The sequence below is a fragment of the Serratia sp. CY81684 genome (assembly GCF_052166595.1).
GTDB lineage: Bacteria > Pseudomonadota > Gammaproteobacteria > Enterobacterales > Enterobacteriaceae > Serratia > Serratia nematodiphila.
The window spans coordinates 957,667-977,757 of record NZ_JBJNOO010000001.1 but is presented as its reverse complement, the minus strand read 5'-3'; the positions used below and the strand labels follow the sequence as shown (position 1 = coordinate 977,757).

Annotated in this window: 20 protein-coding genes; 11 read left to right on the top strand and 9 right to left on the bottom strand. The window is 60.3% G+C overall.

Annotated elements, in window-relative coordinates; all coding sequences use genetic code 11:
- Positions 1 to 45: 45 nt before the first annotated feature.
- Positions 46 to 360 carry a hypothetical protein gene (locus ACJ8QF_RS04745; protein WP_033633390.1) on the bottom strand — a complete coding sequence of 105 codons (315 nt, stop codon included), beginning with the start codon at positions 358 to 360 and terminating at the stop codon, positions 46 to 48.
- Between the two features lie 545 nt (positions 361 to 905).
- On the opposite strand from ACJ8QF_RS04745, the gene ACJ8QF_RS04740 reads away from it, so the two are divergent.
- Positions 906 to 1,265 (top strand): hypothetical protein, encoded by a 360-nt coding sequence (locus ACJ8QF_RS04740; RefSeq protein WP_004927961.1) that lies wholly within the window; start codon positions 906 to 908, stop codon positions 1,263 to 1,265.
- Positions 1,266 to 1,305: 40 nt separating this feature from the next.
- Here ACJ8QF_RS04740 and ACJ8QF_RS04735 read toward each other — a convergent pair whose 3' ends face one another.
- From ACJ8QF_RS04735 to ACJ8QF_RS04720, 4 genes are read right to left on the bottom strand one after another with little or no spacing between them, the layout of a single operon-like run.
- A complete protein-coding gene (locus ACJ8QF_RS04735; RefSeq protein WP_442537309.1) occupies positions 1,306 to 2,574 on the bottom strand; it encodes an FAD-dependent oxidoreductase in 1,269 nt (422 codons plus the stop codon).
- Entirely contained in the window at positions 2,567 to 2,827 is a 261-nt protein-coding gene (locus ACJ8QF_RS04730) for a (2Fe-2S)-binding protein (RefSeq protein WP_004927966.1), read from the bottom strand. The genes ACJ8QF_RS04735 and ACJ8QF_RS04730 overlap by 8 nt, the downstream gene beginning before the upstream one ends.
- Positions 2,824 to 3,948 carry an NAD(P)/FAD-dependent oxidoreductase gene (locus tag ACJ8QF_RS04725; RefSeq protein ID WP_442537308.1) on the bottom strand — a complete coding sequence of 375 codons (1,125 nt, stop codon included), beginning with the start codon at positions 3,946 to 3,948 and terminating at the stop codon, positions 2,824 to 2,826. The genes ACJ8QF_RS04730 and ACJ8QF_RS04725 overlap by 4 nt, the downstream gene beginning before the upstream one ends.
- Positions 3,948 to 4,895, bottom strand: coding sequence for a 4-hydroxyproline epimerase (locus ACJ8QF_RS04720; protein WP_015377398.1), 948 nt, complete (start codon positions 4,893 to 4,895; stop codon positions 3,948 to 3,950). Before ACJ8QF_RS04720 ends, ACJ8QF_RS04725 begins: the two co-directional genes overlap by 1 nt.
- Positions 4,896 to 5,284: 389 nt before the next feature.
- Between ACJ8QF_RS04720 and ACJ8QF_RS04715 the strand changes: the two genes are divergently transcribed.
- Complete coding sequence (locus tag ACJ8QF_RS04715) at positions 5,285 to 6,139, top strand: AraC family transcriptional regulator (RefSeq protein WP_031300114.1); 855 nt, start codon at positions 5,285 to 5,287, stop codon at positions 6,137 to 6,139.
- A 31-nt stretch (positions 6,140 to 6,170) separates the two neighbouring features.
- On the opposite strand, the gene ACJ8QF_RS04710 is transcribed toward ACJ8QF_RS04715, so the two are convergent.
- Positions 6,171 to 6,317 carry a hypothetical protein gene (locus ACJ8QF_RS04710; RefSeq protein ID WP_154612852.1) on the bottom strand — a complete coding sequence of 49 codons (147 nt, stop codon included), beginning with the start codon at positions 6,315 to 6,317 and terminating at the stop codon, positions 6,171 to 6,173.
- A gap of 29 nt (positions 6,318 to 6,346) precedes the next feature.
- On the opposite strand from ACJ8QF_RS04710, the gene ACJ8QF_RS04705 reads away from it, so the two are divergent.
- From ACJ8QF_RS04705 to ACJ8QF_RS04690, 4 genes are read left to right on the top strand one after another with little or no spacing between them, the layout of a single operon-like run.
- Positions 6,347 to 7,267: a dihydrodipicolinate synthase family protein gene (locus ACJ8QF_RS04705; protein ID WP_004927979.1), complete on the top strand. Its 921-nt coding sequence runs from the start codon at positions 6,347 to 6,349 to the stop codon at positions 7,265 to 7,267.
- Positions 7,268 to 7,321: 54 nt separating this feature from the next.
- Entirely contained in the window at positions 7,322 to 8,938 is a 1,617-nt protein-coding gene (locus ACJ8QF_RS04700) for an aldehyde dehydrogenase (NADP(+)) (protein ID WP_442537307.1), read from the top strand.
- Positions 8,939 to 8,982: 44 nt separating this feature from the next.
- Entirely contained in the window at positions 8,983 to 10,548 is a 1,566-nt protein-coding gene (locus ACJ8QF_RS04695; protein WP_442537306.1) for an APC family permease, read from the top strand.
- 19 nt (positions 10,549 to 10,567) lie between these two features.
- Positions 10,568 to 11,581: an Ldh family oxidoreductase gene (locus tag ACJ8QF_RS04690; RefSeq protein WP_442537305.1), complete on the top strand. Its 1,014-nt coding sequence runs from the start codon at positions 10,568 to 10,570 to the stop codon at positions 11,579 to 11,581.
- Between the two features lie 45 nt (positions 11,582 to 11,626).
- Here the strand turns inward: ACJ8QF_RS04690 and ACJ8QF_RS04685 are convergent, their stop codons facing one another.
- The 3 genes from ACJ8QF_RS04685 to ACJ8QF_RS04675 form a co-directional block, all read right to left on the bottom strand.
- On the bottom strand, positions 11,627 to 12,307 hold the full coding sequence (locus ACJ8QF_RS04685; RefSeq protein WP_004927990.1) for a hypothetical protein: 681 nt from the start codon (positions 12,305 to 12,307) through the stop codon (positions 11,627 to 11,629).
- 176 nt (positions 12,308 to 12,483) lie between these two features.
- Positions 12,484 to 12,912 (bottom strand): universal stress protein, encoded by a 429-nt coding sequence (locus ACJ8QF_RS04680; protein WP_004927993.1) that lies wholly within the window; start codon positions 12,910 to 12,912, stop codon positions 12,484 to 12,486.
- Positions 12,913 to 13,092: 180 nt separating this feature from the next.
- On the bottom strand, positions 13,093 to 13,809 hold the full coding sequence (locus ACJ8QF_RS04675) for a LuxR family transcriptional regulator (protein ID WP_004927994.1): 717 nt from the start codon (positions 13,807 to 13,809) through the stop codon (positions 13,093 to 13,095).
- A gap of 335 nt (positions 13,810 to 14,144) precedes the next feature.
- On the opposite strand from ACJ8QF_RS04675, the gene ACJ8QF_RS04670 reads away from it, so the two are divergent.
- From ACJ8QF_RS04670 to ACJ8QF_RS04650, 5 genes are read left to right on the top strand one after another with little or no spacing between them, the layout of a single operon-like run.
- A complete protein-coding gene (locus ACJ8QF_RS04670; RefSeq protein WP_442537304.1) occupies positions 14,145 to 15,674 on the top strand; it encodes a 3-hydroxyacyl-CoA dehydrogenase NAD-binding domain-containing protein in 1,530 nt (509 codons plus the stop codon).
- A gap of 9 nt (positions 15,675 to 15,683) precedes the next feature.
- Positions 15,684 to 16,895: an acetyl-CoA C-acyltransferase gene (locus tag ACJ8QF_RS04665; RefSeq protein ID WP_442518488.1), complete on the top strand. Its 1,212-nt coding sequence runs from the start codon at positions 15,684 to 15,686 to the stop codon at positions 16,893 to 16,895.
- 15 nt (positions 16,896 to 16,910) lie between these two features.
- Complete coding sequence (gene hemA / locus ACJ8QF_RS04660) at positions 16,911 to 18,122, top strand: 5-aminolevulinate synthase (RefSeq protein ID WP_015377390.1); 1,212 nt, start codon at positions 16,911 to 16,913, stop codon at positions 18,120 to 18,122.
- A complete protein-coding gene (locus ACJ8QF_RS04655; protein WP_442518489.1) occupies positions 18,119 to 19,291 on the top strand; it encodes an MFS transporter in 1,173 nt (390 codons plus the stop codon). Before hemA ends, ACJ8QF_RS04655 begins: the two co-directional genes overlap by 4 nt.
- Positions 19,284 to 20,003 (top strand): enoyl-CoA hydratase-related protein, encoded by a 720-nt coding sequence (locus tag ACJ8QF_RS04650; protein ID WP_004928009.1) that lies wholly within the window; start codon positions 19,284 to 19,286, stop codon positions 20,001 to 20,003. The genes ACJ8QF_RS04655 and ACJ8QF_RS04650 overlap by 8 nt, the downstream gene beginning before the upstream one ends.
- The last annotated feature ends 88 nt before the right edge of the window (positions 20,004 to 20,091 follow it).

The window sequence follows — 20,091 nt, the reverse complement described above, 5'->3', positions numbered from 1 at the left end:
AGATTCTGCATTAAAGCCATTGAAATAAAGGCGATTCTTGCAGATTTAAAACTTGATCATGCCACGTTGGATATCTGCCGCAAAAGCACCACTGACGTAACTGAAACCATCCTGCGTGACATAAACCCGGGTATGACCGGTCTCTGATAACACCGCCACCATATATCCCAGGCTGATCATTTCATGGGACGGAACGTTCATCGGGGTTAGAAATCCGCGCCCACGGCACCACTGATAAAAGCGGGTTCGCCCATATCCCAACACGGCGCCAACATCGGAGAGGTGCTTAAAAGTATCATAATCCTCTGATGGTGAAGGTAAACCGTCATGACTTTCAGGCGTTTTCTTTATCCCAGACAAAATAAACTCCTTTTTTGACTCTGTCGCGTACGGTTATCCTTCCTCTAAAATGAATTTAAAAAATCCAAATTTAAAATGCAAATGAATTCCCTGTAACTAAAAAGTCTTCCCCAGAAAAAACCTGAAAATAAAACCCCAATAAAAAAACAGAAATAAAAAAATAAGGTATTAATACTGAGCATTAAATCCTTGGCATGGGTAAATATCCTAAATAAAAATAATAGTCATACCAGCATAAGAAAATGCTTAGCTTGCATATTATTTCCCTCATTAAAACGATGCAATTGCGGTCGGATCATTGCGGCATAAAGAGAATGAATAAAATCAATGCCACATCGTCCAGCCCTCGCCGTGAGGTCGCGGATCCTTACAGACTGCCCTCAATGCGCCACATCCTCTCTCAACGCGGCACTTCCTCAATCACACCTAAACAATAACCATTATCATTTCCAATTGTTCCGCCAGTTTATTACACTTTCCTACCTCGTCAGTTAGGAACATTCCTAGGCTGCGAGCCTCAGGATAGAGAAAGAGTTAGGGACACCATGAAGAATTGCCGTTGTTTGATTGTTTTGCCGTTATTGATGTTGACCGCCTGCACCCAATGGGAAAGGCCTGGCGCGGTTGAGAGTACCCGGAATGCCGAATATGCCGAATGCCGCAGCCGCGGATACGATCGCTTCCCCCCGGACGTGGTGCGGGACGTGGAGTTCAGCTACGAAAACAAATACATTCCTTGCGAGAAGAATAAGAAAGACTGTCCATCGGGATACCGCTACGACAAGGAGCCGTCGATTAAAACAGTGCAGACCGATCGCAATCAGTCCGCCCGAGACGCCACCATCGAAGCCTGTATGTACGGCAAAGGCTGGCGGGAGAAAACCTACTATTGGCCGCAATGGTAATGTGGCGGCGTTTGCCTGGGGCGAGATGCCGCTAACCCATTCAACCATCGTCATCACATCGGTTCAGCCCCAGCGCAACCAGCGTTTCTGTCCTGACCGGCGTTAAAGGCACACGCGGCGACGGTAAAGGCCAGCCCAAAAGCTGCCTCGCCGCCGTTGCGCAGACTTTACCCTGGCATGCCCCCATACCACAGCGGCTGCTCATCTTAGCCGTGTTCCAATCCGGCTGATGGCGTACCTGTTCCAACGTAACGTCTTCGCAGCGGCACAGTAACGTTTGCGGATTGGCTAGCGAATTCAAGCGATCATCGAGTGCGAAGGCACTTGCCGCCGCCGTGGCGAAACGCCGCCACCGCCGCCGCTGCGCCGCCAGGCGCTCTGCCTTTTCCCGCTGCCCGGTGGCGGCATAACCTGCAATGGCGCCTTCAGTGAGCGCCAATTCACTGCCGCCGATGCCGGTACACTCCCCGGCAGCAAAAATTTGCACCTGGCTGGTTTGCTGCCAATGATTCACCGCTACGGCGTCATGCTCTATCCGACACCCCAGCAGCATCGCCAGCTCAATGTTCGCCACCAGACCAAAACCGCAGGCCAGCCTGTCGCAGGCGATCGTTCTTTCCCGCCCGCCGTTATTGACACGCACCGACGCCAAGCGCTCTTGCCCCAACGCCGCCTGCACTCGGCTACCGGCACGGTAACAATGCGGCATCAGAGAAAACGCCTGACGCAGCTTGGCCGGCCAGCGCCACAGGCCGCCGGCAAACGCCGCCAACCGCCAAAGCGGCGCCTGCTCCGCCAACATGACCACCTCTCCACCGGCCTGTTTCACGCTGTCGGCCACCGCCAACAGCAGCGGACCACTGCCGGCGATCACCACTCGCTCGCCGCGGATCGCCAACCCCTGCTTGATTTGCGCCTGTAGACCACCGGCGCCGGTCACCCCCGGCAGCGTCCAGCCGGGAAACGGCAACAACAGTTCACGCGCGCCATTGCATAAAATCAGCTTTTGATAGCGAATCACGCCGCAGCCCTCGGCGTCTTCATATGCCAATCGGTTAGCACCACACTGCGCCACCAGCTTGCAGCCAGACTGCAGCGCAATATTTTCCCGCGCCGCCACCGCCTGCCGATAGCGGTTCGCCGTTTCAGGTAAAGCCACCTGCATCCCGTCGCGCCAGATTTGCCCGCCGGGATGCGGATTATCATCAATCATTCGCACCTGGCCACCACTTTCCGCAGCGGCCAGCGCCGCCGCCATGCCGGCCGGCCCGGCACCGACGATCAGCACCTCACAACTGAAGTTACTCATCATCGTTCCTCTCTATGCGCATGCCGGCTTGGCACAGCGTTTGGCACGCCAGGCGACGCAGGCCGTTAATGGTCACCCGGCACTCCTGACAAACGCCCATGCCACAAAAGGGAGCCCGCGGTTGGTGTGAAACAGATAACCGACAACGATCGTCGCCGCACAGGCTGAGCGCCGCAGCAACGCTGAGACCAACCGGCACCCGCCGGTGTTCTCCATCGATGCTCAACGCGATCGTATTTTGTCTTTCATTCATACAGGCAACTCCTCGGCGGCAAACGCCCGCGCAGCCAAATACGGGGAATCGTCAATCTCCGGCGTTTGCCGGCCAATCTGCGCAGTAATCAGCGCAGCGCTGCCGAGCGCAGTCGTGACGCCCAATCCCTCATGCCCCAGCGCCAGCCACAGCCAGGAATGCCGCGGATGCACGCCCAACAGCGGCAGCCCGTCGGCAGAGGCGGCGCGCAACCCGGTCCAGCAGCGAATGATGTTCATCTGCGCCAGTGCGGGCAAGAAATGCTGCGCACGCGTAAGCATTGCCGCCAACAGCGGCATGTCCAACGCCGAATCGACGGCGTCGAACTGGCGGGAAGAGCCGATCAGCCATTGTCCGGTGGGCCGCGCCTGCACATTGAAAGCCACCGACGTGCCGTTACTGGCATGCGCGCTGGCGCCATACCCCAGCTCCACCAGTTGATGCCGCACCCGCGGCGGGTAGCGATCGGTGATCGCCAGCTGGCCCTTCTTGGCGTGCAGCAAAGTCGGTGGTAATAGGCTATTGGCCCTAAGGCCGCAGGCCAGGACCACCACCGGCGCGGCCAGACGCCTGCCGTCCGCCAGCCGCACGGCTTCCTCTTCCAACGCTGTCGCTTCACCATGCACCACGTCAATTGCCGCACCACCGTCGGCCAACAGCCAGCTAGCCGCGAGCGGCGCATACAGAATGCCGTCGCCCGGCACCCGCAGTCCGCCGGCTAGGCCGTGCCGCAGCATCGGCTCCATGACGGCGATCTGCTCTGCCGTCAGCAGTTCCGCGGCCACGCCCTGCTCCGCCAGCCGCTCCCGCTTTTGCTCGGCGATGGCCATTTCATCCGCTTGATCCGCCAACCACAGCGTACCGCAGCCACGCCAGGCGCAGGCTTCCGGCATGCGCCCCGTCACTTCGCGCCACAACCGCAGCGAATAAGCGCTCAACGCCAGCTCGGCAGGATTATCGTCCATGCAAACCAGATGCCCCATACCGGCGGCGGTGGCGCCGGCGCGGCGATCGTCCACGACCGAGACACGATACCCTTCCCGCGCCAGCCGCCAGGCGCAAGCGGCGCCGATGATACCGGCACCGACCACGATGACATCGGCTCCCCGCTCGGCGCCCATCAGCGTATCCCCCAGACGAAGGGATCGCGTTCGTCGAGCAGCAGTTGGCTATCGGCGCACACATAGGCCTGCCCGCGAATAAAGGGGGCAATGCGATCGCCGTTCCAACGATAATAGGCCTGGAATTCGCTGCCGATCACGCTGGCCTGCCGCCACTGCGTGTCCGGCGGCAGTTTGCCGTCCGCCGCCAGACACGCCAGTTTGGCGCTGGTGCCGGTACCGCACGGAGAACGGTCATAGGCTTTGCCGGGGCACAGCACGAAGCTGCGGCTGTCGGCCTGCGGATCGTCACCGAACAGTTCGATATGGTCTATCGCACCGCCGTCTTCACCGCGGATGCCCGCCTGTTCCAACGTTTGCCGCACCGCCCAGGTGAACGCGGTCAAGGCCTCCAGATTGTGTTTATCGATGGGCAACGGTGACTCGCCGATCAGGAAGAACCAGTTGCCCCCCCAGGCGATGTCACCCGTCACCGGCCCGTGACCGGCAACCTCAAGCCGCACCTGGCGGCGATAGCGATAAGCCGCCACGTTCTCCACCGTGACGCTGCCGTCATCATGCAGTGTGGCGCTTACCGGGCCGACCGGGGTCTCGATCAGGTGGCGCCCGGCGTGAATGCGCCCCAGATGAGCCAGCGAAGCGATCAGCCCGATAGTGCCGTGCCCGCACATGCCCAGATAGCCGCTGTTGTTAAAGAAGATCACCCCGGCGGTGGCCTGTGGCGAGCAGGGGCGGCACAGCAACGCCCCCACCAGCACGTCATTGCCACGCGGTTCGAGCATCACCGCGCAGCGCCAATCGTCATAATGTTGTGCGAAACGCGCCCGCCGTTCCGCCATGCTACCCTCGCCGAGATCGGGAAAACCTTCCACGATCAGGCGGGTCGGCTCTCCGCCGGTATGAGAATCGATCGCCCGCAAAGCGGTGATATGCGCAGAAAGTGCCATCGGCGTCTCCTGGGTTAATGAGATGTTACCAATGGCATTAGCCTGAACGAATGTGAGCATGACGGCTTGATGCGTTTCGGCGCAGCGAATGAAGAAATCAGCACAGTGACAAACGTCAGGCCTGACGCGTCGCGGGTATGAGTTTAACGGTTGTCATAATAATGACTTATTTATCATGTCGTTATTTTTATGCTAAACCCTTGCGTAGCGAGAAACGCCGCAGTTTTCAAGCAATCACCAAACACCGTCCGGCAAAAGTATGCGGCAATCCGCATATTTGGCAGCCCGCCGGAAATAGCGCTTGCTTCGTTACAAAAAAGTTAATATTGATGCGAAAGCGCCAACCTGGCTCGCCTGTTTTTCCGGCTAACGACCGAAAAGGGACTGTTATGCGATCCACTTCAGACTACCCGCCTCCGGTTTCTCTCTCGCCGCCTTCGCTTGTGGGGCTGCCGGAGCAGGAGGACGTTTTTGCCGTCGAACATCTGTCGCGCCTGTGCGACGGGCTGGCGCAGCAGCGCCCGAACAACCTGCGCGATTTGCTGAATACGCTGGCGCTGATCGCGCCGTTGCTGAACGCGATCCCCAACGTGGTGTTCTTTATCAAAGACGCCCAGGCTCGCTACCTGCTGGCTAACCTGACGCTGGCCAGGCGCTGCGGTTTCAAAACCGTCACGCCGCTGCTGGGCAAAACCTCCGCCGACGTTTTTCCCGCTCAGCTCGGATCAGGCTATACCGAGCAGGATCTGCGGGTATTGCGCCACGGCGTGCTGATCCAGGATCAGCTGGAAATGCACCTGTACAACGGCCGAGAAACCGGCTGGTGCCTGACGCAAAAGCTGGCGCTGTATGACGCGCAGGGAAAAATCATCGGTATGGCGGGTATTTCTCACGATCTGCAGGAGGCCAGAGCCAATCACCCGGCCTACCAGCGGCTGGCGGCGATCGACGTGCATATCCGCCGCCACTACGCCAGACCGATCGCGCTTGAAGAGCTGACGGCGCTTACCGGGTTATCGGTGGCGCAGATCGAACGCTACTGCAAACGTATCTTCCACCTCACCCCGCGCCAGATGATCCACAAAGTGCGGCTGGAAAAGGCCACGGAACTCCTGGCCGGCGATCTGCCGATCACGGACATCGCGCTGCAGTGCGGCTATACCGATCACAGCGCCTTCAGCCGTCAGTTCAAAGCGATGACCGGCTCCACGCCGCGCGATTTTCGCCTGACGCTTTCCGCTTAACGCGCTGATTTACCCCGTTAACCCTCGCTTCTCACGGCGTACCGACGCCCGATTTTTCACGCCCGCTTTCCGCCGCTATTGTGCCAATTTCGTCGCGGCAATCGGCGAAAAGCGTCAAGCCTCCCTGCGCAATACCGGTCAATCTGTCGGTGAGCCTTACCAAAGATTCACTTTTCATTAACACTTTCGGACGACAGGACAAACACGATGAGCCATAAAACCCTAAGCTGGAGCGGCGTATTCCCGGCGGTGACGACCCAATTTCGCAACGATTTCTCTCTGGATCTCGACGCCACCCATACGGTGATCAAAAACCTGGTGCGCGACGGCGTCTCCGGCCTGGTGGTGTGCGGCACCGTCGGTGAAAATACCTCGATGACAGTGCAGGAAAAGCTGGCGGTGATCGAAGTGGCGAAAGACGCCGCCGAGGGTAAAGTGCCGGTGATCGCCGGCATCGCCGAGTTCACCACCGCCTTCGCGCAGAACATGGCGCGTGAAGCGCAAAAGGCCGGCGTCGACGGAATTATGGTGATGCCGGCGCTGGTCTACTCCGCCAAACCGCACGAAACCGCCGCGCACTTCCGCAGCGTCGCTGGCGCGACCGATCTGCCGATAATGGTCTACAACAACCCTCCCATTTACAAAAATGACGTCACGCCAGACATTCTGACCTCGCTGGTCGACTGCGAGAACATCGTGTGCTTCAAAGACTCGTCGGGCGATACCCGCCGCTTTATCGATCTGCGCAATGAAGTCGGCGATCGCTTCGTGCTGTTCGCCGGATTGGACGATGTGGTGCTGGAAAGCATCGCCGTCGGCGCGCAAGGCTGGATCTCCGGCATGTCCAATGCCTTCCCGCGCGAAGGGGAAACCCTGTTCCGGCTGGCGAAGGAAAAACGCTATGAGGAAGCGTTGGCGCTATACAGCTGGTTTATGCCGCTGCTGCACCTCGATGCCCGCCCCGATCTGGTGCAGTGCATCAAACTCTGCGAACAGCGGGTCGGCCGCGGCAGCGCTGTCACTCGCCCTCCGCGCCTGGCGCTGCAGGGAGAAACGCTCACCGAGATCAACGCCGTGATCGATAAAGCGCTGGCCACCCGCCCTGCGCTGCCGAACGTCGGCCTGTGACGCCTTCACCGCCCGGCCATGCCGGGCGTCATGCTTTATCTACCGGGGGAACCGATGCCCAACGATCGCTACGCCGCCATCAGCGGCCAACAATTTATCGGCGGCCAACGCCGCGCCGAAGGGGAAGCGTCGCTGTGTAGCCTGCGCGCCGACGACGGTCAGCCAACCGGCTACCACTTCCACCAGGCCACGGCGGCAGAAACCGCCGCCGCCGCAGAAGCCGCCGCAGCAGCCTTTGCGCCCTATTCACAGCTCAGTGCAGAGCAACGCGCGAACTTTCTCGACGCCATCGCCGAAGAGTTAGACGCATTAGATGATGTTTTCTTCACCTTCGCCATGCAGGAAACGGCCTTGCCGCCTGCGCGGTTGAGCGGCGAACACGCCAGAACCAGCGGCCAGATGCGGCTGTTCGCCACGCTGCTGCGGCGCGGCGACGTCGAGGGCGTGCGCATCGACTGCGCGCTGCCGCAGCGTTCCCCCCTGCCGCGCCCCGATCTGCGGCAATACCGCACGGCGCTCGGCCCGGTGGCGGTCTTCGGCGCCAGCAACTTCCCGCTGGCGTTTTCCACCGCGGGCGGTGATACCGCCGCCGCGCTCGCCGCCGGCTGCCCGGTCGTGTTCAAGGCGCACAGCGGCCATATGATCACCGCCGAGCTGACCGCTCAGGCGATCGAGCGCGCTCGGGAACGCACAAGGATGCCCGCCGGCGTCTTCAACATGATCTTCGGCAACCGCGTGGGGGCCGATTTGGTACAACATCCGGCGATTCAGGCCGTGGGATTCACCGGCTCGCTGCAAGGCGGCCGGGCGCTCTTCGATCTGGCGATGCAACGCCCTCAACCTATACCGGTCTTCGCAGAAATGTCGAGCATCAATCCGGTAGTGATCCTGCCCAAGGCGTTGGCGCGGCGCGGGCAGCACATTGCGCAGGAACTGGTCTCTTCCTTCACACTCGGCTGCGGTCAGTTCTGCACCAAGCCCGGCGTGATCGTCGCGCTGCGCGGCGCCGCCTTCGATCGGTTAACCGAAACGATGAGCGCCCTGGTTAACGCCGCCGAGCCGCAGCCGATGCTGAATGCCGGCACGCTGGAGCACTATCGCCACGGGCTGGCGGCCCTCGATGCCCATCCAGGTATGCGGCGTCTCGCAGGCCGGAGCGAAACGCCCACGCTTCGGGCGGCGCCGCAGCTTTATCAGGCGGAAGAGGCGCTGTTGCTGCAGGCTGACCCGCTGCTGCAACAAGAGGTCTTCGGCCCGGTCAGCATCCTGGTGGCGGTGGATAACGAAGCGCAGCTGCATGCGGCGCTAACGGCATTGCAAGGCCAGTTAACCGCCACGCTGCTGGCGGACGACGACGATCTCGATGTGGCCGCCGGGCTGACGACACTGTTGGCGCGCAAAGCCGGTCGGGTGCTGTTCAACGGGTATCCGACCGGGGTGGAAGTGTGCGACGCCATGGTGCACGGCGGCCCTTACCCGGCGACCAGCGACGCACGCGGCACCTCGGTAGGCACGCTGGCCATCGAGCGTTTCCTGCGGCCGGTCTGTTTGCAAAACACCCCTGCGGCGCTGTTGCCGCCGGCGCTGCAGGACGCCAACCCGCTCAACCTGCTGCGACTGGTTAACGGCGTTTACACCCGAGATCCCCTGGTTTCACCTGCCCAACATTAGCCCGGCCGCATCTGCCTGCCACTCAATAACAAAAGGGTAATACCATGACAACCCAAGGCAAATTCAAGAAGCAGCTTACGCTCACCGACCTGACGTTCATCGGTCTGGGCGCCATCTTCGGCTCCGGTTGGCTGTTCGCCGCCAGCCATGTCTCCTCCATCGCCGGCCCGGCCGGCATCTATTCCTGGCTGATCGGCGGCCTGGCGGTGCTGCTGCTCGGCATCGTCTACTGCGAGCTGGGCGCCGCCCTGCCGCGCGCCGGCGGCATCATTCGCTATCCGGTATTCTCGCACGGCGAACTGATGGGTTATCTGCTGGGGTTTATCACGCTGATCGCCTTCTCCAGCCTGATCGCCATCGAAGTCGTCGCCGCCCGGCAGTACGCCGCCGCCTGGTTCCCGTTCCTCAGTCAGCCGGGTTCCGGCGATCCAACCGCGATCGGCTGGCTGGTGCAGCTGGCGCTGCTGTGCTTTTTCTTCGCGCTCAACTATTACAGCGTCAAAACCTTCGCCAAATCCAATAACCTGATCAGCGTGCTGAAGTTTCTGGTGCCGCTGTTGGTGATCGTGGTGTTGTTCAGCTTTTTCAAACCGGAAAACCTGCACAGCCAGGGCTTTGCTCCCTTCGGTTCCGCCGGCGTTGAGGCCGCCATTTCCGCCGGCGGCATCATCTTCGCCTACCTCGGCCTGACGCCGATCATTTCGGTCGCCAGCGAGGTGCAACGGCCGCAGCGCACCATTCCCATCGCGCTGATCCTGTCGGTGGTGCTGTCCACCATCATCTATGTGCTGCTGCAGATAGCGTTTCTCGGCAGCATCCCCAGCGAGATGCTGAGCGGCGGCTGGGCCGGCATCAGCCAACAGTTCTCCCTGCCGTTCCGCGACATCGCCATCACGCTGGGCATGGGATGGCTGGCGTTTCTGGTGGTCAGCGACGCGATCGTTTCGCCGAGCGGCACCGGCAATATCTATATGAACGCCACGCCCCGCGTGATCTACGGTTGGGCGCGCGCCGGCACCTTCTTCAAACTGTTCACCCGGGTGGATGGCGAGTCAGGTATTCCTCGCCCGGCGCTGTGGCTGACCTTCGCTCTCTCGGTATTCTGGACGCTGCCGTTCCCATCCTGGGAAAAACTGATCGGCGTGGTGTCCGCCGCACTGGTGCTGAGCTACGCCATCGCCCCGGTCACCGCCGCCGGGCTGCGGCGCAATGCGCCCGATATGCCGCGTCCGTTCCGGGTCCGCGGTTTCTGCGTGCTCGGCCCGCTGTCGTTTATCATTTCGGCGCTGATCGTCTTCTGGTCCGGCTGGGACACCGTCTCCTGGCTGCTCGGCTTGCAGATCCTGATGTTCTTCATCTACATCCTGTTCAAGAATCAGGTGCCGACCCACGCCGTTAGCCTCAGGCAGCAAATTTGGTCCTCGCTGTGGCTGATCGTCTTCTATGTGCTGGTGATCGGGCTTTCCTACCTCAGCAGCTTCGGCGGCATCAGCGCTATTGCTCATCCATGGGACACCCTCACCATGGCGGTGATTGCGCTGGCGATTTACTACTGGGGCGCCTATACCTGTTTACCCCAGGCCAATTTTATCGGCGATGAAGAAGAATGAACCCAGGGAGGAGATCGAAATGACATCCATGCATGTGCTGTCGCTGGAACAGGCTTATCAACTGGCGTTGCGTACGCTGCGCAGCAACGGTTTCAATCAGGCGCATGCCGAGGCGGTGGCGCAAAATGTCACCCAGGGCGAACGCGATGGCTGCGCTTCTCACGGGCTGTACCGGCTGTTGGGCTGCGTGCGATCGCTGCGGGCAGGCAAGGTTTCTGCCGATGCGATTCCCAGATTGCTCGACCAGGCGCCGGCCATCTTGCGCGCCGACGCCGGCGGTGCGTTTTCCCTGCTGGCCTACCGCACCGCTCTGCCGGCCTTTATCGAGAAAGTGCGCACCAACGGTGTCGCCGCGCTGGCGATCAACCGCTGCGTGCATTTCTCCGCGCTGTGGGCCGATATCGAACCGCTGACCGAGCAGGGGTTGGTGGCCTTGGCCTGCACGCCCAGCCACGCCTGGGTGACGCCGGCCGGCGGTTCGCGACCGCTCTTCGGCACCAACCCCATCGCCTTCGGCTGGCCGCGTCCGGATCGGCCGCCGTTTTTGTTCGACATGGCCACCAGCGCGGCAGCGCGCGGCGAAATCGAATTACACCGCCGCGCCGGCACCCCGCTGCCTGAAGGCTGGGGCATTGATAAGGCAGGCAATCCGTCCACCGATGCCGCCAGCGTGTTGGAGGGCGCGATGCTGACCTTCGGCGGGCATAAGGGCTCGGCGCTGGCGGCAATGGTTGAATTGCTGGCAGGGCCGCTGATCGGCGATATGACCAGCAAGGAATCGCTGGCCTATGACGATGGCACCGGTTCGTCGCCTTACGGTGGTGAGCTGGTCATCGCGTTGGATCCCGAGCGTTTTCTCGGTGCGGATAAGGCGAAATATTTCGCCGGAGCGGAGGCGATGTTTGCCGATATGCAGGCGCAAGGCGCCCGCATCCCCGGCGAACGCCGTTATCGGCAACGGCGCCAAAGCGAGCAATACGGCGTGGAAATCCCCAAGGCGTTGTACGACGAAATAGTGGCGCTGTGCGATTAACGCTGGATTTATGCCCCGCGCCGGCAACCCGGCGCGGGGAGAGGCTTATCCAGCCTGAGCCATGTCGCTGTGCAGGCGCTTGCGCCATACCGGTTTGGTGTCCCAGCGTGCAAAGTGTTTCGCCTCTTTGCCCGGCTGCACCTGATGCCACATGTCTTCTTGCCACCGGATCGGTTCCTTTCCTCGCAACGTTGGGCGGGTCTGTTTAATCGTCCGTTGCAAGACGTCTGCTTCTTCCGCAGTAATGGGCGGCGCCTGTCTGGCGGCGTCCAGCGCACGGCTTCCCAGCGGCGCCATCACCTGATACAACACGTTGACCTGCTGCAGCGTCGCTTGCTGATTAGTGCTCATCCCCTTACCCGACCAACCGTCGAAGTTTTCACCGGGATCGTCCCCCTGCGCGCGATACTCATTACCTGGCCCCTCGACGATATTCCATCCTTGCCAGGTCACCAGAGTGTGTAATCCATCGCGATCCTGCAGGTTTTTATTCTGGATCTGTTTGAGCACCGCGGCGCGGTTTGGCACACCGATCAGATTCATAAACTCGTCCAGCGCGTTCCAATGCTGCCCCGCCACCAAACCATTCCAGACATTACGCAAACAGTTCCAGGGAATGGTGTGGTGCCAGGTTAGCGTGATAAGCGGTTTGGTTGAAGCATGTTGCCAACGGCTCGGTTCACTGCCCCGATCGCCTCTGATAATCCCATCGACTTCTAATGGCATAGCTGCCCCTCTTCTGGCTGAAATGAAAAATATGCGCAAGGCTGGTGGCCCGGTTGGCATAAAACGTCAGCTAAAATCGTAGCAGTTCAGACTGGGATGGCAATAAAACGCAAAGCACGCTCTGCAGCCGGCCGGTAACCGCAGAACGTGCCCGAAAACGGTGAGTTTAAGATGAATTATCTGACCACCATCACCGAAATATTGGCATGGCGAACGATAGCGGCGGCGTTGGACCCCAGCAGATAGGTTTTCACGCTCGGGCGACGCGAACCGATGATGATCAGATCGGCGTCGATCTCTTCCGCCAGTTCCAACACCTGATCGCGTGCAGAACCGAAGCTGACGGTGTAATTGAGGCGATCCAACGGCAGATCGATTTCCGACATGATTTTCTTCAGTCTATCCACCGCCTTCACCTCCGCCTGATTCTCAAACTCCTTGAGGCCGAACGAATAGGCAGTAACAAAAGCCGAGGCATCCGGCAGCGCATGGAAGAAATGCACTTTAGCGCCGGACATCTTCGCCAAATATTCCACATGCTTCAGCGCATGCTCGGTCAACAGATCCTCTTCAATATCGATCGGCACTAAAATAGTCTTGTACATATCACGTCCTTTCTATGTAAACCGGGTGCCAACAGAATACTGCCGCGCACGGGCGCGGTGAATCGCTTTATCACGCTTTTGTGATCGAGGGGTAAATACTGACAAGGATAGTTTTTAATTTAACAAAATATAAACATTACACCGATAACGGATAGGCGATTAATTATTTATTACTCGAGATTAAATTAGCTGTAAATAAACCGCTTTGGCGGTAGCGGCGGTCTTATTAGCGACAGAAAGCTTTTTAATCGAGTTGCCGATGTGGAAATTGATCGTGCGCTCGCTCACCCCCATCAACAACGCGATCTCTTCCGCCGTTTTCCCTTCGCTGCTCCAGCGTAAAATGTCTTTTTCGCGCAGCGTCAACACATCTTTTATCGCGTCATCATTCACCGATATCAAGGCCTCCCGCAGCGTTTTATGGGCGGTTTGCGCCAGCCAAAGGAAAAAAGTTTCATTTGCCGCACGCGCTTGCGGCGTTTGCTCAGGTAGCGCTTTACCGGCAAACGTCAGGATCCCCAACCTGCCATAGCAATCCTTGACCGACTGCGACCAACCGGCGCACAAGCCGAATTGCGCCATACGCCGCCAAAGCGTCGGCCGCTCATGATAAAAGCTTTCGTCCCACTGAAACTGCAGCGTGGAATGGTGAGCACGCTCAATAACCGGATCCTGCAAATATACCCGCTGCCGCCGATAATCCTCGAGATAGTTCGTTGAAATATTCCCTTCGATCAGCATCTTGGGGCTGCTGGCCGGATAACAGGAAAACACGATGTAGGAGAAATAATCAAATCCCAACGCCTCGGCGCAGGGCCCCAGCTGCGTCAGAAAGCATTCGCGATCGGCCAGGCTGCCAATCACCTCCGCCATGAGCCGTTGAGTGCGGGTATCCATAACGCAGGTTCTCCAGATAGCGATGCCGATTTATCGATAGGTCAGATTCACTATAGAATATCGCCGCCCGGCGCCAGTAGCCGTTTCATATAATAAAAAATACCAACGCTATAACGAAAACAGCTATTCCCCTAAAAATAAGCCTTTTTATTGCGCCGAACAGGAAAACTACGCGAATAGCATACTCTCCTCGACACGTAAACCTGTCATTTCTACCGTTAGACAGCCAGGACACCACCAATTACTTTCCAGACAGGCACCCAGTGCCGCCGTAAATCCAAAGAGATAATAAGCATTTGCGAATTTCGCATGGCATACAGTGACGGGGATTTTCTATGGCAGAAAGTAATGCGGCAATTCAATCGGCTGCGATTATCGGCGCGGGAACGATGGGCAGAGGCATCGCTTATCTTTTCGCGCAAAAAGGCATTCCCACGATGCTTTATAATCGCAACGGCAATACCCTCAATCAAGCTCGCGAATATATCGCGCAAGACCTGAATAAGAAAGTCGAACAGGGCAAGATCGCGCTGCAGGATAAAGACGCGGTGCTGGCCAATCTGATGTTCACTTCCGTGTTTGAGGCCATCGCCGACAGCGAGCTGGTAATAGAAACCATCGCCGAGCAAGAACAAACCAAACTTGAGGTGCTGGCGGCCATCGCCGCAGTGGTCAAGCCCGACACGCTGATCGCCACCAATACCTCCTCACTGTCGCTTAACAAGCTGGCAACTGCGGTAACGCACAGCGAACGCTTTATCGGTTTGCATTTTTTCAACCCCGCGCCGCTGATGAAGCTGATTGAAATCATTCCGGCCTACTTTACCGCGCACGCCACCACGGAACGCTGCCGCCAACTGGTGGCGGCGTTGGGGAAACGCGATGTCGTCTGCCAGGCCACGCCGGGGTTCATCGTCAATCGCATGGCCCGCCCCTACTACCTGGAAGGGTTCCGCCTGTTGGAAGAACATGTGGCGCGCGCGGCGCAGATCGACCGCGCCCTCAAGGCTGGCGGGCGCTTCCGCATGGGGCCGCTCGAGCTGACCGATTTTATCGGCCAAGACATCAACTATCAGGTCAGCCGGCAAATCTGGCAGGACATGCAATACGACCCGCGCTATACCCCTGGTCATCTGCAGCGTTCACTGGTCGATGCCGGTCTGTTGGGGAAAAAGAACGGCCGCTCCTATTTTGCCGCCGAAGAAACCGCCCCGCCGGTGACGGCCGCCAACAATGCAGACGTCGAGACGCTGCGCGTTTACGGCGAGCACCCTTTTTTTACCCTGTTGCAGCAGCGAGCCGCGCTTCAGTGGCCACAGCTGCGCGTGGAACAACGGCCGGCATTACCGGGGCTGGGAGCGGCCGTCCAGATCAATGACGCTTTCACCGTCAGCATCACCGATGGCCGCACGGCGAGCCAACTGGCCGAGCAGACGGCAGCGGATGCCTTTGTGGTCGATGTCGCCCTGAACTACGCCGACACCACGTATCTGGTGGCGGCGCACAGCCGCCACGCTTCTGCTGCCAATAAGGCGCTGTTTTTACGCCTGCTGCACACGGCAATCCCGCAGGTTGAATTTATCAAGGACTCCCCGGCGCTTATCGTCGCCCGCGTCCTCAGCAGCCTGATCAATGAGTCGGTGATCATGGTGGAAAGCGGCGTCTGCAGCCGGGAAGACATCGATGTCGCCGCCGTCGCGGGCGTTAACTACGCCGGCGGCATTTTCGACTGGCTCGGCAAGCTGGGGGAGAAAAACGTCAGGACGACGCTGAGCAATCTGGCGCAGCTGCTGCACGCGGCGCGCTATGCGCCGCATTACACCCTTCTGCACACCGCGCAACCGGCGCTGACGACCACGCCTTAAGGATCCATGATGAGCATTAAAGATGACGGCGTTTATCTGATCGACGGCACGCGCACGGCGATCGGCGCCTATGGCGGCAGCCTGGCGCATACCCGCCCCGATGATATGGCGGCGACGATTATTCGCAGCCTGCTGCAGCGCCATCCGGCGGCGGAAGCAGATCTGGACGAAGTGGTCCTGGGCTGCGCCAACCAGTCCGGCGAAGACAACCGCAACGTCGCCCGCATGGCGGCGCTGCTTTCCGGGTTGGATCCGTCGGTGCCTGCCATCACCCTCAACCGCCTTTGCGCCTCCGGGTTGGATGCGGTGATCTACGCCGCGGCGAAAATCCGCAGCGGCCTCAGCGAACTGATTCTGGCCGGCGGTGTGGAAAGCATGAGCCGCGCGCCCTATGTGCTGAGCAAAGGCGAAACGCCGTTCGACAAAGGCGTGAAGCTGTACGACACCACGCTGGGGTGGCGCTTTGTTAACCCGCGGCTGGCGGAGCGCTACGGCAGCGATCCGCTGGGCATCACGGCGGAAAACGTAGCCCAACGGCAACATATCTCACGCGAGGAACAGGACCTGTTCGCGCTGGCCTCGCAGCAGAAGGCCCGCCGGGCGATCGACAGCGGCCGGCTGGCGCGGGAAATCACGCCCGTGGACGTGCCGGCCGATCGTAAAACGACCCGCACATTCGCGCAGGATGAATTTCCCCGGCTCAGCACGCTGCAACAGCTACAGGCGCTGAAACCGGCGTTCTCCGCCGGCGGTTCGGTCACGGCAGGCAACGCTTCCGGCATCAACGACGGCGCCGCCGCGCTGCTATTGGCTTCCGGTCGCTACGTGAAGCGCCAGGGGTGGCAACCGCTGGCGGAGATCGGCGACAGCGCGGCCGCCGGCGTTGAACCGGCGCTGATGGGGCTGGGGCCGATCGCCTCCACCGAGCGCTTGCTGCAGCGCGGCGGCTTCACCTTGAACGACTTCGACATCATCGAGATTAACGAAGCGTTCGCCTCACAGGTTCTGGCGGCGCTGAAACACTGGCGTATCGGCGCCAACGACGCGCGGGTCAATCCGAACGGCGGCGCCATCGCACTCGGTCATCCGCTGGGGATGTCCGGCGCGCGCCTGGTGCTGTCGGCAGCGCTGGAATTACGCGACCAACAGGCGAACAACGCATTGGTGACGATGTGCGTCGGCGTCGGTCAGGGGCTGTCATTAAACCTTAAAGCCGTTTAACACAAGGAACATACGATGAGCGTACTGAACATTCTTGAAGAAAAGCTGGCGGAAACCAAAAAACAGGGGCGTTTTCGCGAGTTCCTCAACCTTGAACGCGGCGTGCAGGACAAACCCTGGGCCACCAGCCACGGCCATCACGGTGAGCGCCGTCTCAACGTCTGGTGCTCGAACGACTATCTGGCGATGAGCCACCACCCCAAAGTGCTGCTGGCCACCACCGATGCGGTTAACCGGGTCGGGCTGGGCACCTGCGGCGCCCGCAGCATTTCCGGCACCTCGGTCTACCACAGCGAGCTGGAAACGCTGCTGGCCAGCGCCTATGGCAAAGAGTCGGCGCTGCTGTTCACCACCGGTTTCGGCGCCAACGACGCCACCTTATCCACCCTGTGCGACGCCATTCCCGATCTGATCGTGTTCTCCGACGAGTTGAATCACGCTTCGATGATTTACGGTATCCGCTACAGCAAAGCGGAGAAAAAAATCTTCCGCCACAACGATGTGGCACACCTCGCCGAGCTGCTGCAGGCCGCCGATCCGGCGCGGCCAAAGCTAATCGCTTTCGAGTCGCTGTATTCCATGGACGGTGACTTCGCCCCCCTGGCGCAGATCGTGGCGTTGGCGGAGCAGTATCAGGCGCTGACCTATCTCGACGAGATCCACTCCGCCGGCGTCTATGGCGAACGGGGGCTGGGCTACGCCGAACAACTGGGCCTGCTGGATAAAATCACCATTATTCAGGGCGGGTTCGGCAAATCTTACGGTGCGGCGGGCGGCTATATCGCCGCGCCCCGCTCGGTGGTGGAGGCAGTGCGCAGTTGGGCCCCGGCATTCGTCTTCAGCACCTCGTCGCCGGCGCCGGTGGTGGCCGCCGCGCTGGCCAGTTTTAAATACAACCTCGAGCATGACACCCAACGCAAACACCTGCTGGCGATCGTCGATCACCTGAAAACCGGCCTGCGCGCCGCCGGCATCCCGCTGGTGTCGGCGGACAGCCATATCCTGCCGCTGCTGGTCGGCGATCCGCACCGCAACAAACACATCAGTAAAGTGCTGCTCGATGAACACGATATTTACGTGCAACCGGTCAATGCACCGACGGTGCCCGCAGGCAGCGAGCGGCTGCGGGTGACGCCGACCTCGGCGCACTCCCATGCCGACGTGGAGACCTTCCTGGCGGCGCTGGGACGAGTCTGGGCGGCGAACGATCTGCGGAGGGCGGGATGAAGTTAGCGGATTATAACGGCCATCTGATCACGCTCTGTCTGATGGCGACCGGCACGTTCGCCATCGGCACCGACGCCTTTATCGTCGCCGGCGTGCTCAGCGACATTTCCGATACCTTTGCCGTCAGCCCCGCGCAAGCGGGGCAGTTGATATCGGTATTCGCGCTGGCTTATATGCTGTTCGCCCCTCTCACCGCCTGGCTGCTGGGCAACGTCAACCGCAAGCATATCCTGCAGTTGGCGCTGGTGCTGTTCATCGCCGGCAACCTGGCCTGCGCCTGGGCCACCAGCTACCTGCAGATCTCGTTCGGCAGAGTGCTGGCGGCATTGGGGGCGGCCTGTTACACGCCGCAGGCCGCCGCCGCTGCGGTAGGGCTGGTGGCGGAAAAACGCCGCGGCCTGGCCATTTCCATCGTCTATGGGGGTATGACGTTGGCTATTGCGCTCGGTATTCCGTTCGGCACCTTTCTTGCCAAACTGATCGGCTGGCGTGAAATCTTCCTGTTCATCGCCCTGCTGGGGGCCATTGCGCTGCTGGGCCTGTCGCTGGCGCTGCGGGCCATTGCGCCACCGGGCAAGCATTCGCTGAAAGAGCGGCTCGCCCCGCTGCGGCAAAAGGCGGTGCTGACCACGCTACTGATCACCTTTTTTGCCGTTTGCTCGGAACACATCGTCTATAGCTACGTCAGCGTGTTGCTGCAAAACACCCAGTTCGGCCCGCAGGCGATCCTGCCCCTCGCGCTGCTGGTATTCGGCATTGGCGCGGTGATCGGCAATTTTGCCTCCGGCGCGTTAACCGATGCCCTCGGCAGCAAGTTCGTGCTGCTGTTTTCCGTGGCGATCCAGACGCTGTCCCTGTTTCTGCTGGCCTTCTATGTCACTTCCCCCAGGTGGGTGCTGGCCATCTTTCTGGTCTGGGGTATCACCGGCTGGATGTATCTGGTGCCGATCCAGCATCACCTGTTGTCGCTATCGAAACGCTTTGGCGCGCTGACCGTATCGCTCAACAGCTCGGTGCTGTACGCCGGCATTGCGGCGGGCGGCATGCTGGGCGGCCTGGCGCTCTACGCGCTGCCGGCCTATTACCTGCCGCTGTTTTCGCTGCCGCTCGGCGCCATCGCCCTGCTGCTGACGCTGATCTTTTTCCGCGGGGAGGCCAGCGATGAGTGAATCACCGCCGGTGCTTTACGAACGTTATGGCGCGCAGGTTGCGGTCATCACCCTCAATCGGCCGGAAAAAAAGAACGCCATCAACCTGCAGATGGCCGAGCTGATCCGCACCTACCTGCGGCAGGCAGATAACGATGACTCAGTGCGAGCGATCGTCCTGGCCGGTCAACCGGCGGTCTTTTCCGCCGGCATGGATATCAACGCCTTTCATCAGGGTGAACTGCCCATCGTCACGCCGGAGGGGTTTGGCGGGCTGATCCATGCACAGATCGCCAAGGTGATCATCGCCGCCGTTGACGGCATCGCGTACGGGGGCGGATTTGAGCTGGCCCTGGCGTGCGATCTGATCGTCGCCGGCCAGAACGCACGCTTCAGCTTCCCCGAAACCGGGCTCGGGTTAGTCGCCGCACAAGGCGGGTGCGCGCGCTTGCCGGCGCGTATTTCCCCCTATGTCGCGCTCGACTGGCTGCTGACCGGCAGAACCGTCGGCGCACAGGAAGCGTTGTCACACGGCGCCATTTCCCGCATCAGCGCAAGTTCGGCCCGGGAAGAAGCGTTGCGCATCGCCGAGCAGATCGCCGGAAAAGATCTTGCCGCCAGCCAGGCGGTTAAGGCCATCGTGCGTCAGGGGCTGGCGCGGCAAGAAGCCCCCTCATTCGATTTTCAACAAGGCCCGGTCGAGCGCCTGCGTCAGGCTGCCGCCCGCCGATAATGCCCCTGCCGGTTCGCCTGAACCGGCATTTCCCGTTTGTCCTCCACCGCTCATTTTACACAGCCTGTCTGTCGGCGCTGGGCTACAC

Coding starts and splice junctions, on each gene's coding strand:
- ACJ8QF_RS04740 (WP_004927961.1), top strand. CDS start 906: ATGAAGAATTGCCGTTGTTTGATTGTTTTGCCGTTATTGATGTTGACC.
- ACJ8QF_RS04735 (WP_442537309.1), bottom strand. CDS start 2,574: ATGAGTAACTTCAGTTGTGAGGTGCTGATCGTCGGTGCCGGGCCGGCC.
- ACJ8QF_RS04730 (WP_004927966.1), bottom strand. CDS start 2,827: ATGAATGAAAGACAAAATACGATCGCGTTGAGCATCGATGGAGAACAC.
- ACJ8QF_RS04725 (WP_442537308.1), bottom strand. CDS start 3,948: ATGGGCGCCGAGCGGGGAGCCGATGTCATCGTGGTCGGTGCCGGTATC.
- ACJ8QF_RS04720 (WP_015377398.1), bottom strand. CDS start 4,895: ATGGCACTTTCTGCGCATATCACCGCTTTGCGGGCGATCGATTCTCAT.
- ACJ8QF_RS04715 (WP_031300114.1), top strand. CDS start 5,285: ATGCGATCCACTTCAGACTACCCGCCTCCGGTTTCTCTCTCGCCGCCT.
- ACJ8QF_RS04710 (WP_154612852.1), bottom strand. CDS start 6,317: ATGAAAAGTGAATCTTTGGTAAGGCTCACCGACAGATTGACCGGTATT.
- ACJ8QF_RS04705 (WP_004927979.1), top strand. CDS start 6,347: ATGAGCCATAAAACCCTAAGCTGGAGCGGCGTATTCCCGGCGGTGACG.
- ACJ8QF_RS04700 (WP_442537307.1), top strand. CDS start 7,322: ATGCCCAACGATCGCTACGCCGCCATCAGCGGCCAACAATTTATCGGC.
- ACJ8QF_RS04695 (WP_442537306.1), top strand. CDS start 8,983: ATGACAACCCAAGGCAAATTCAAGAAGCAGCTTACGCTCACCGACCTG.
- ACJ8QF_RS04690 (WP_442537305.1), top strand. CDS start 10,568: ATGACATCCATGCATGTGCTGTCGCTGGAACAGGCTTATCAACTGGCG.
- ACJ8QF_RS04685 (WP_004927990.1), bottom strand. CDS start 12,307: ATGCCATTAGAAGTCGATGGGATTATCAGAGGCGATCGGGGCAGTGAA.
- ACJ8QF_RS04680 (WP_004927993.1), bottom strand. CDS start 12,912: ATGTACAAGACTATTTTAGTGCCGATCGATATTGAAGAGGATCTGTTG.
- ACJ8QF_RS04675 (WP_004927994.1), bottom strand. CDS start 13,809: ATGGATACCCGCACTCAACGGCTCATGGCGGAGGTGATTGGCAGCCTG.
- ACJ8QF_RS04670 (WP_442537304.1), top strand. CDS start 14,145: ATGGCAGAAAGTAATGCGGCAATTCAATCGGCTGCGATTATCGGCGCG.
- ACJ8QF_RS04665 (WP_442518488.1), top strand. CDS start 15,684: ATGAGCATTAAAGATGACGGCGTTTATCTGATCGACGGCACGCGCACG.
- hemA (WP_015377390.1), top strand. CDS start 16,911: ATGAGCGTACTGAACATTCTTGAAGAAAAGCTGGCGGAAACCAAAAAA.
- ACJ8QF_RS04655 (WP_442518489.1), top strand. CDS start 18,119: ATGAAGTTAGCGGATTATAACGGCCATCTGATCACGCTCTGTCTGATG.
- ACJ8QF_RS04650 (WP_004928009.1), top strand. CDS start 19,284: ATGAGTGAATCACCGCCGGTGCTTTACGAACGTTATGGCGCGCAGGTT.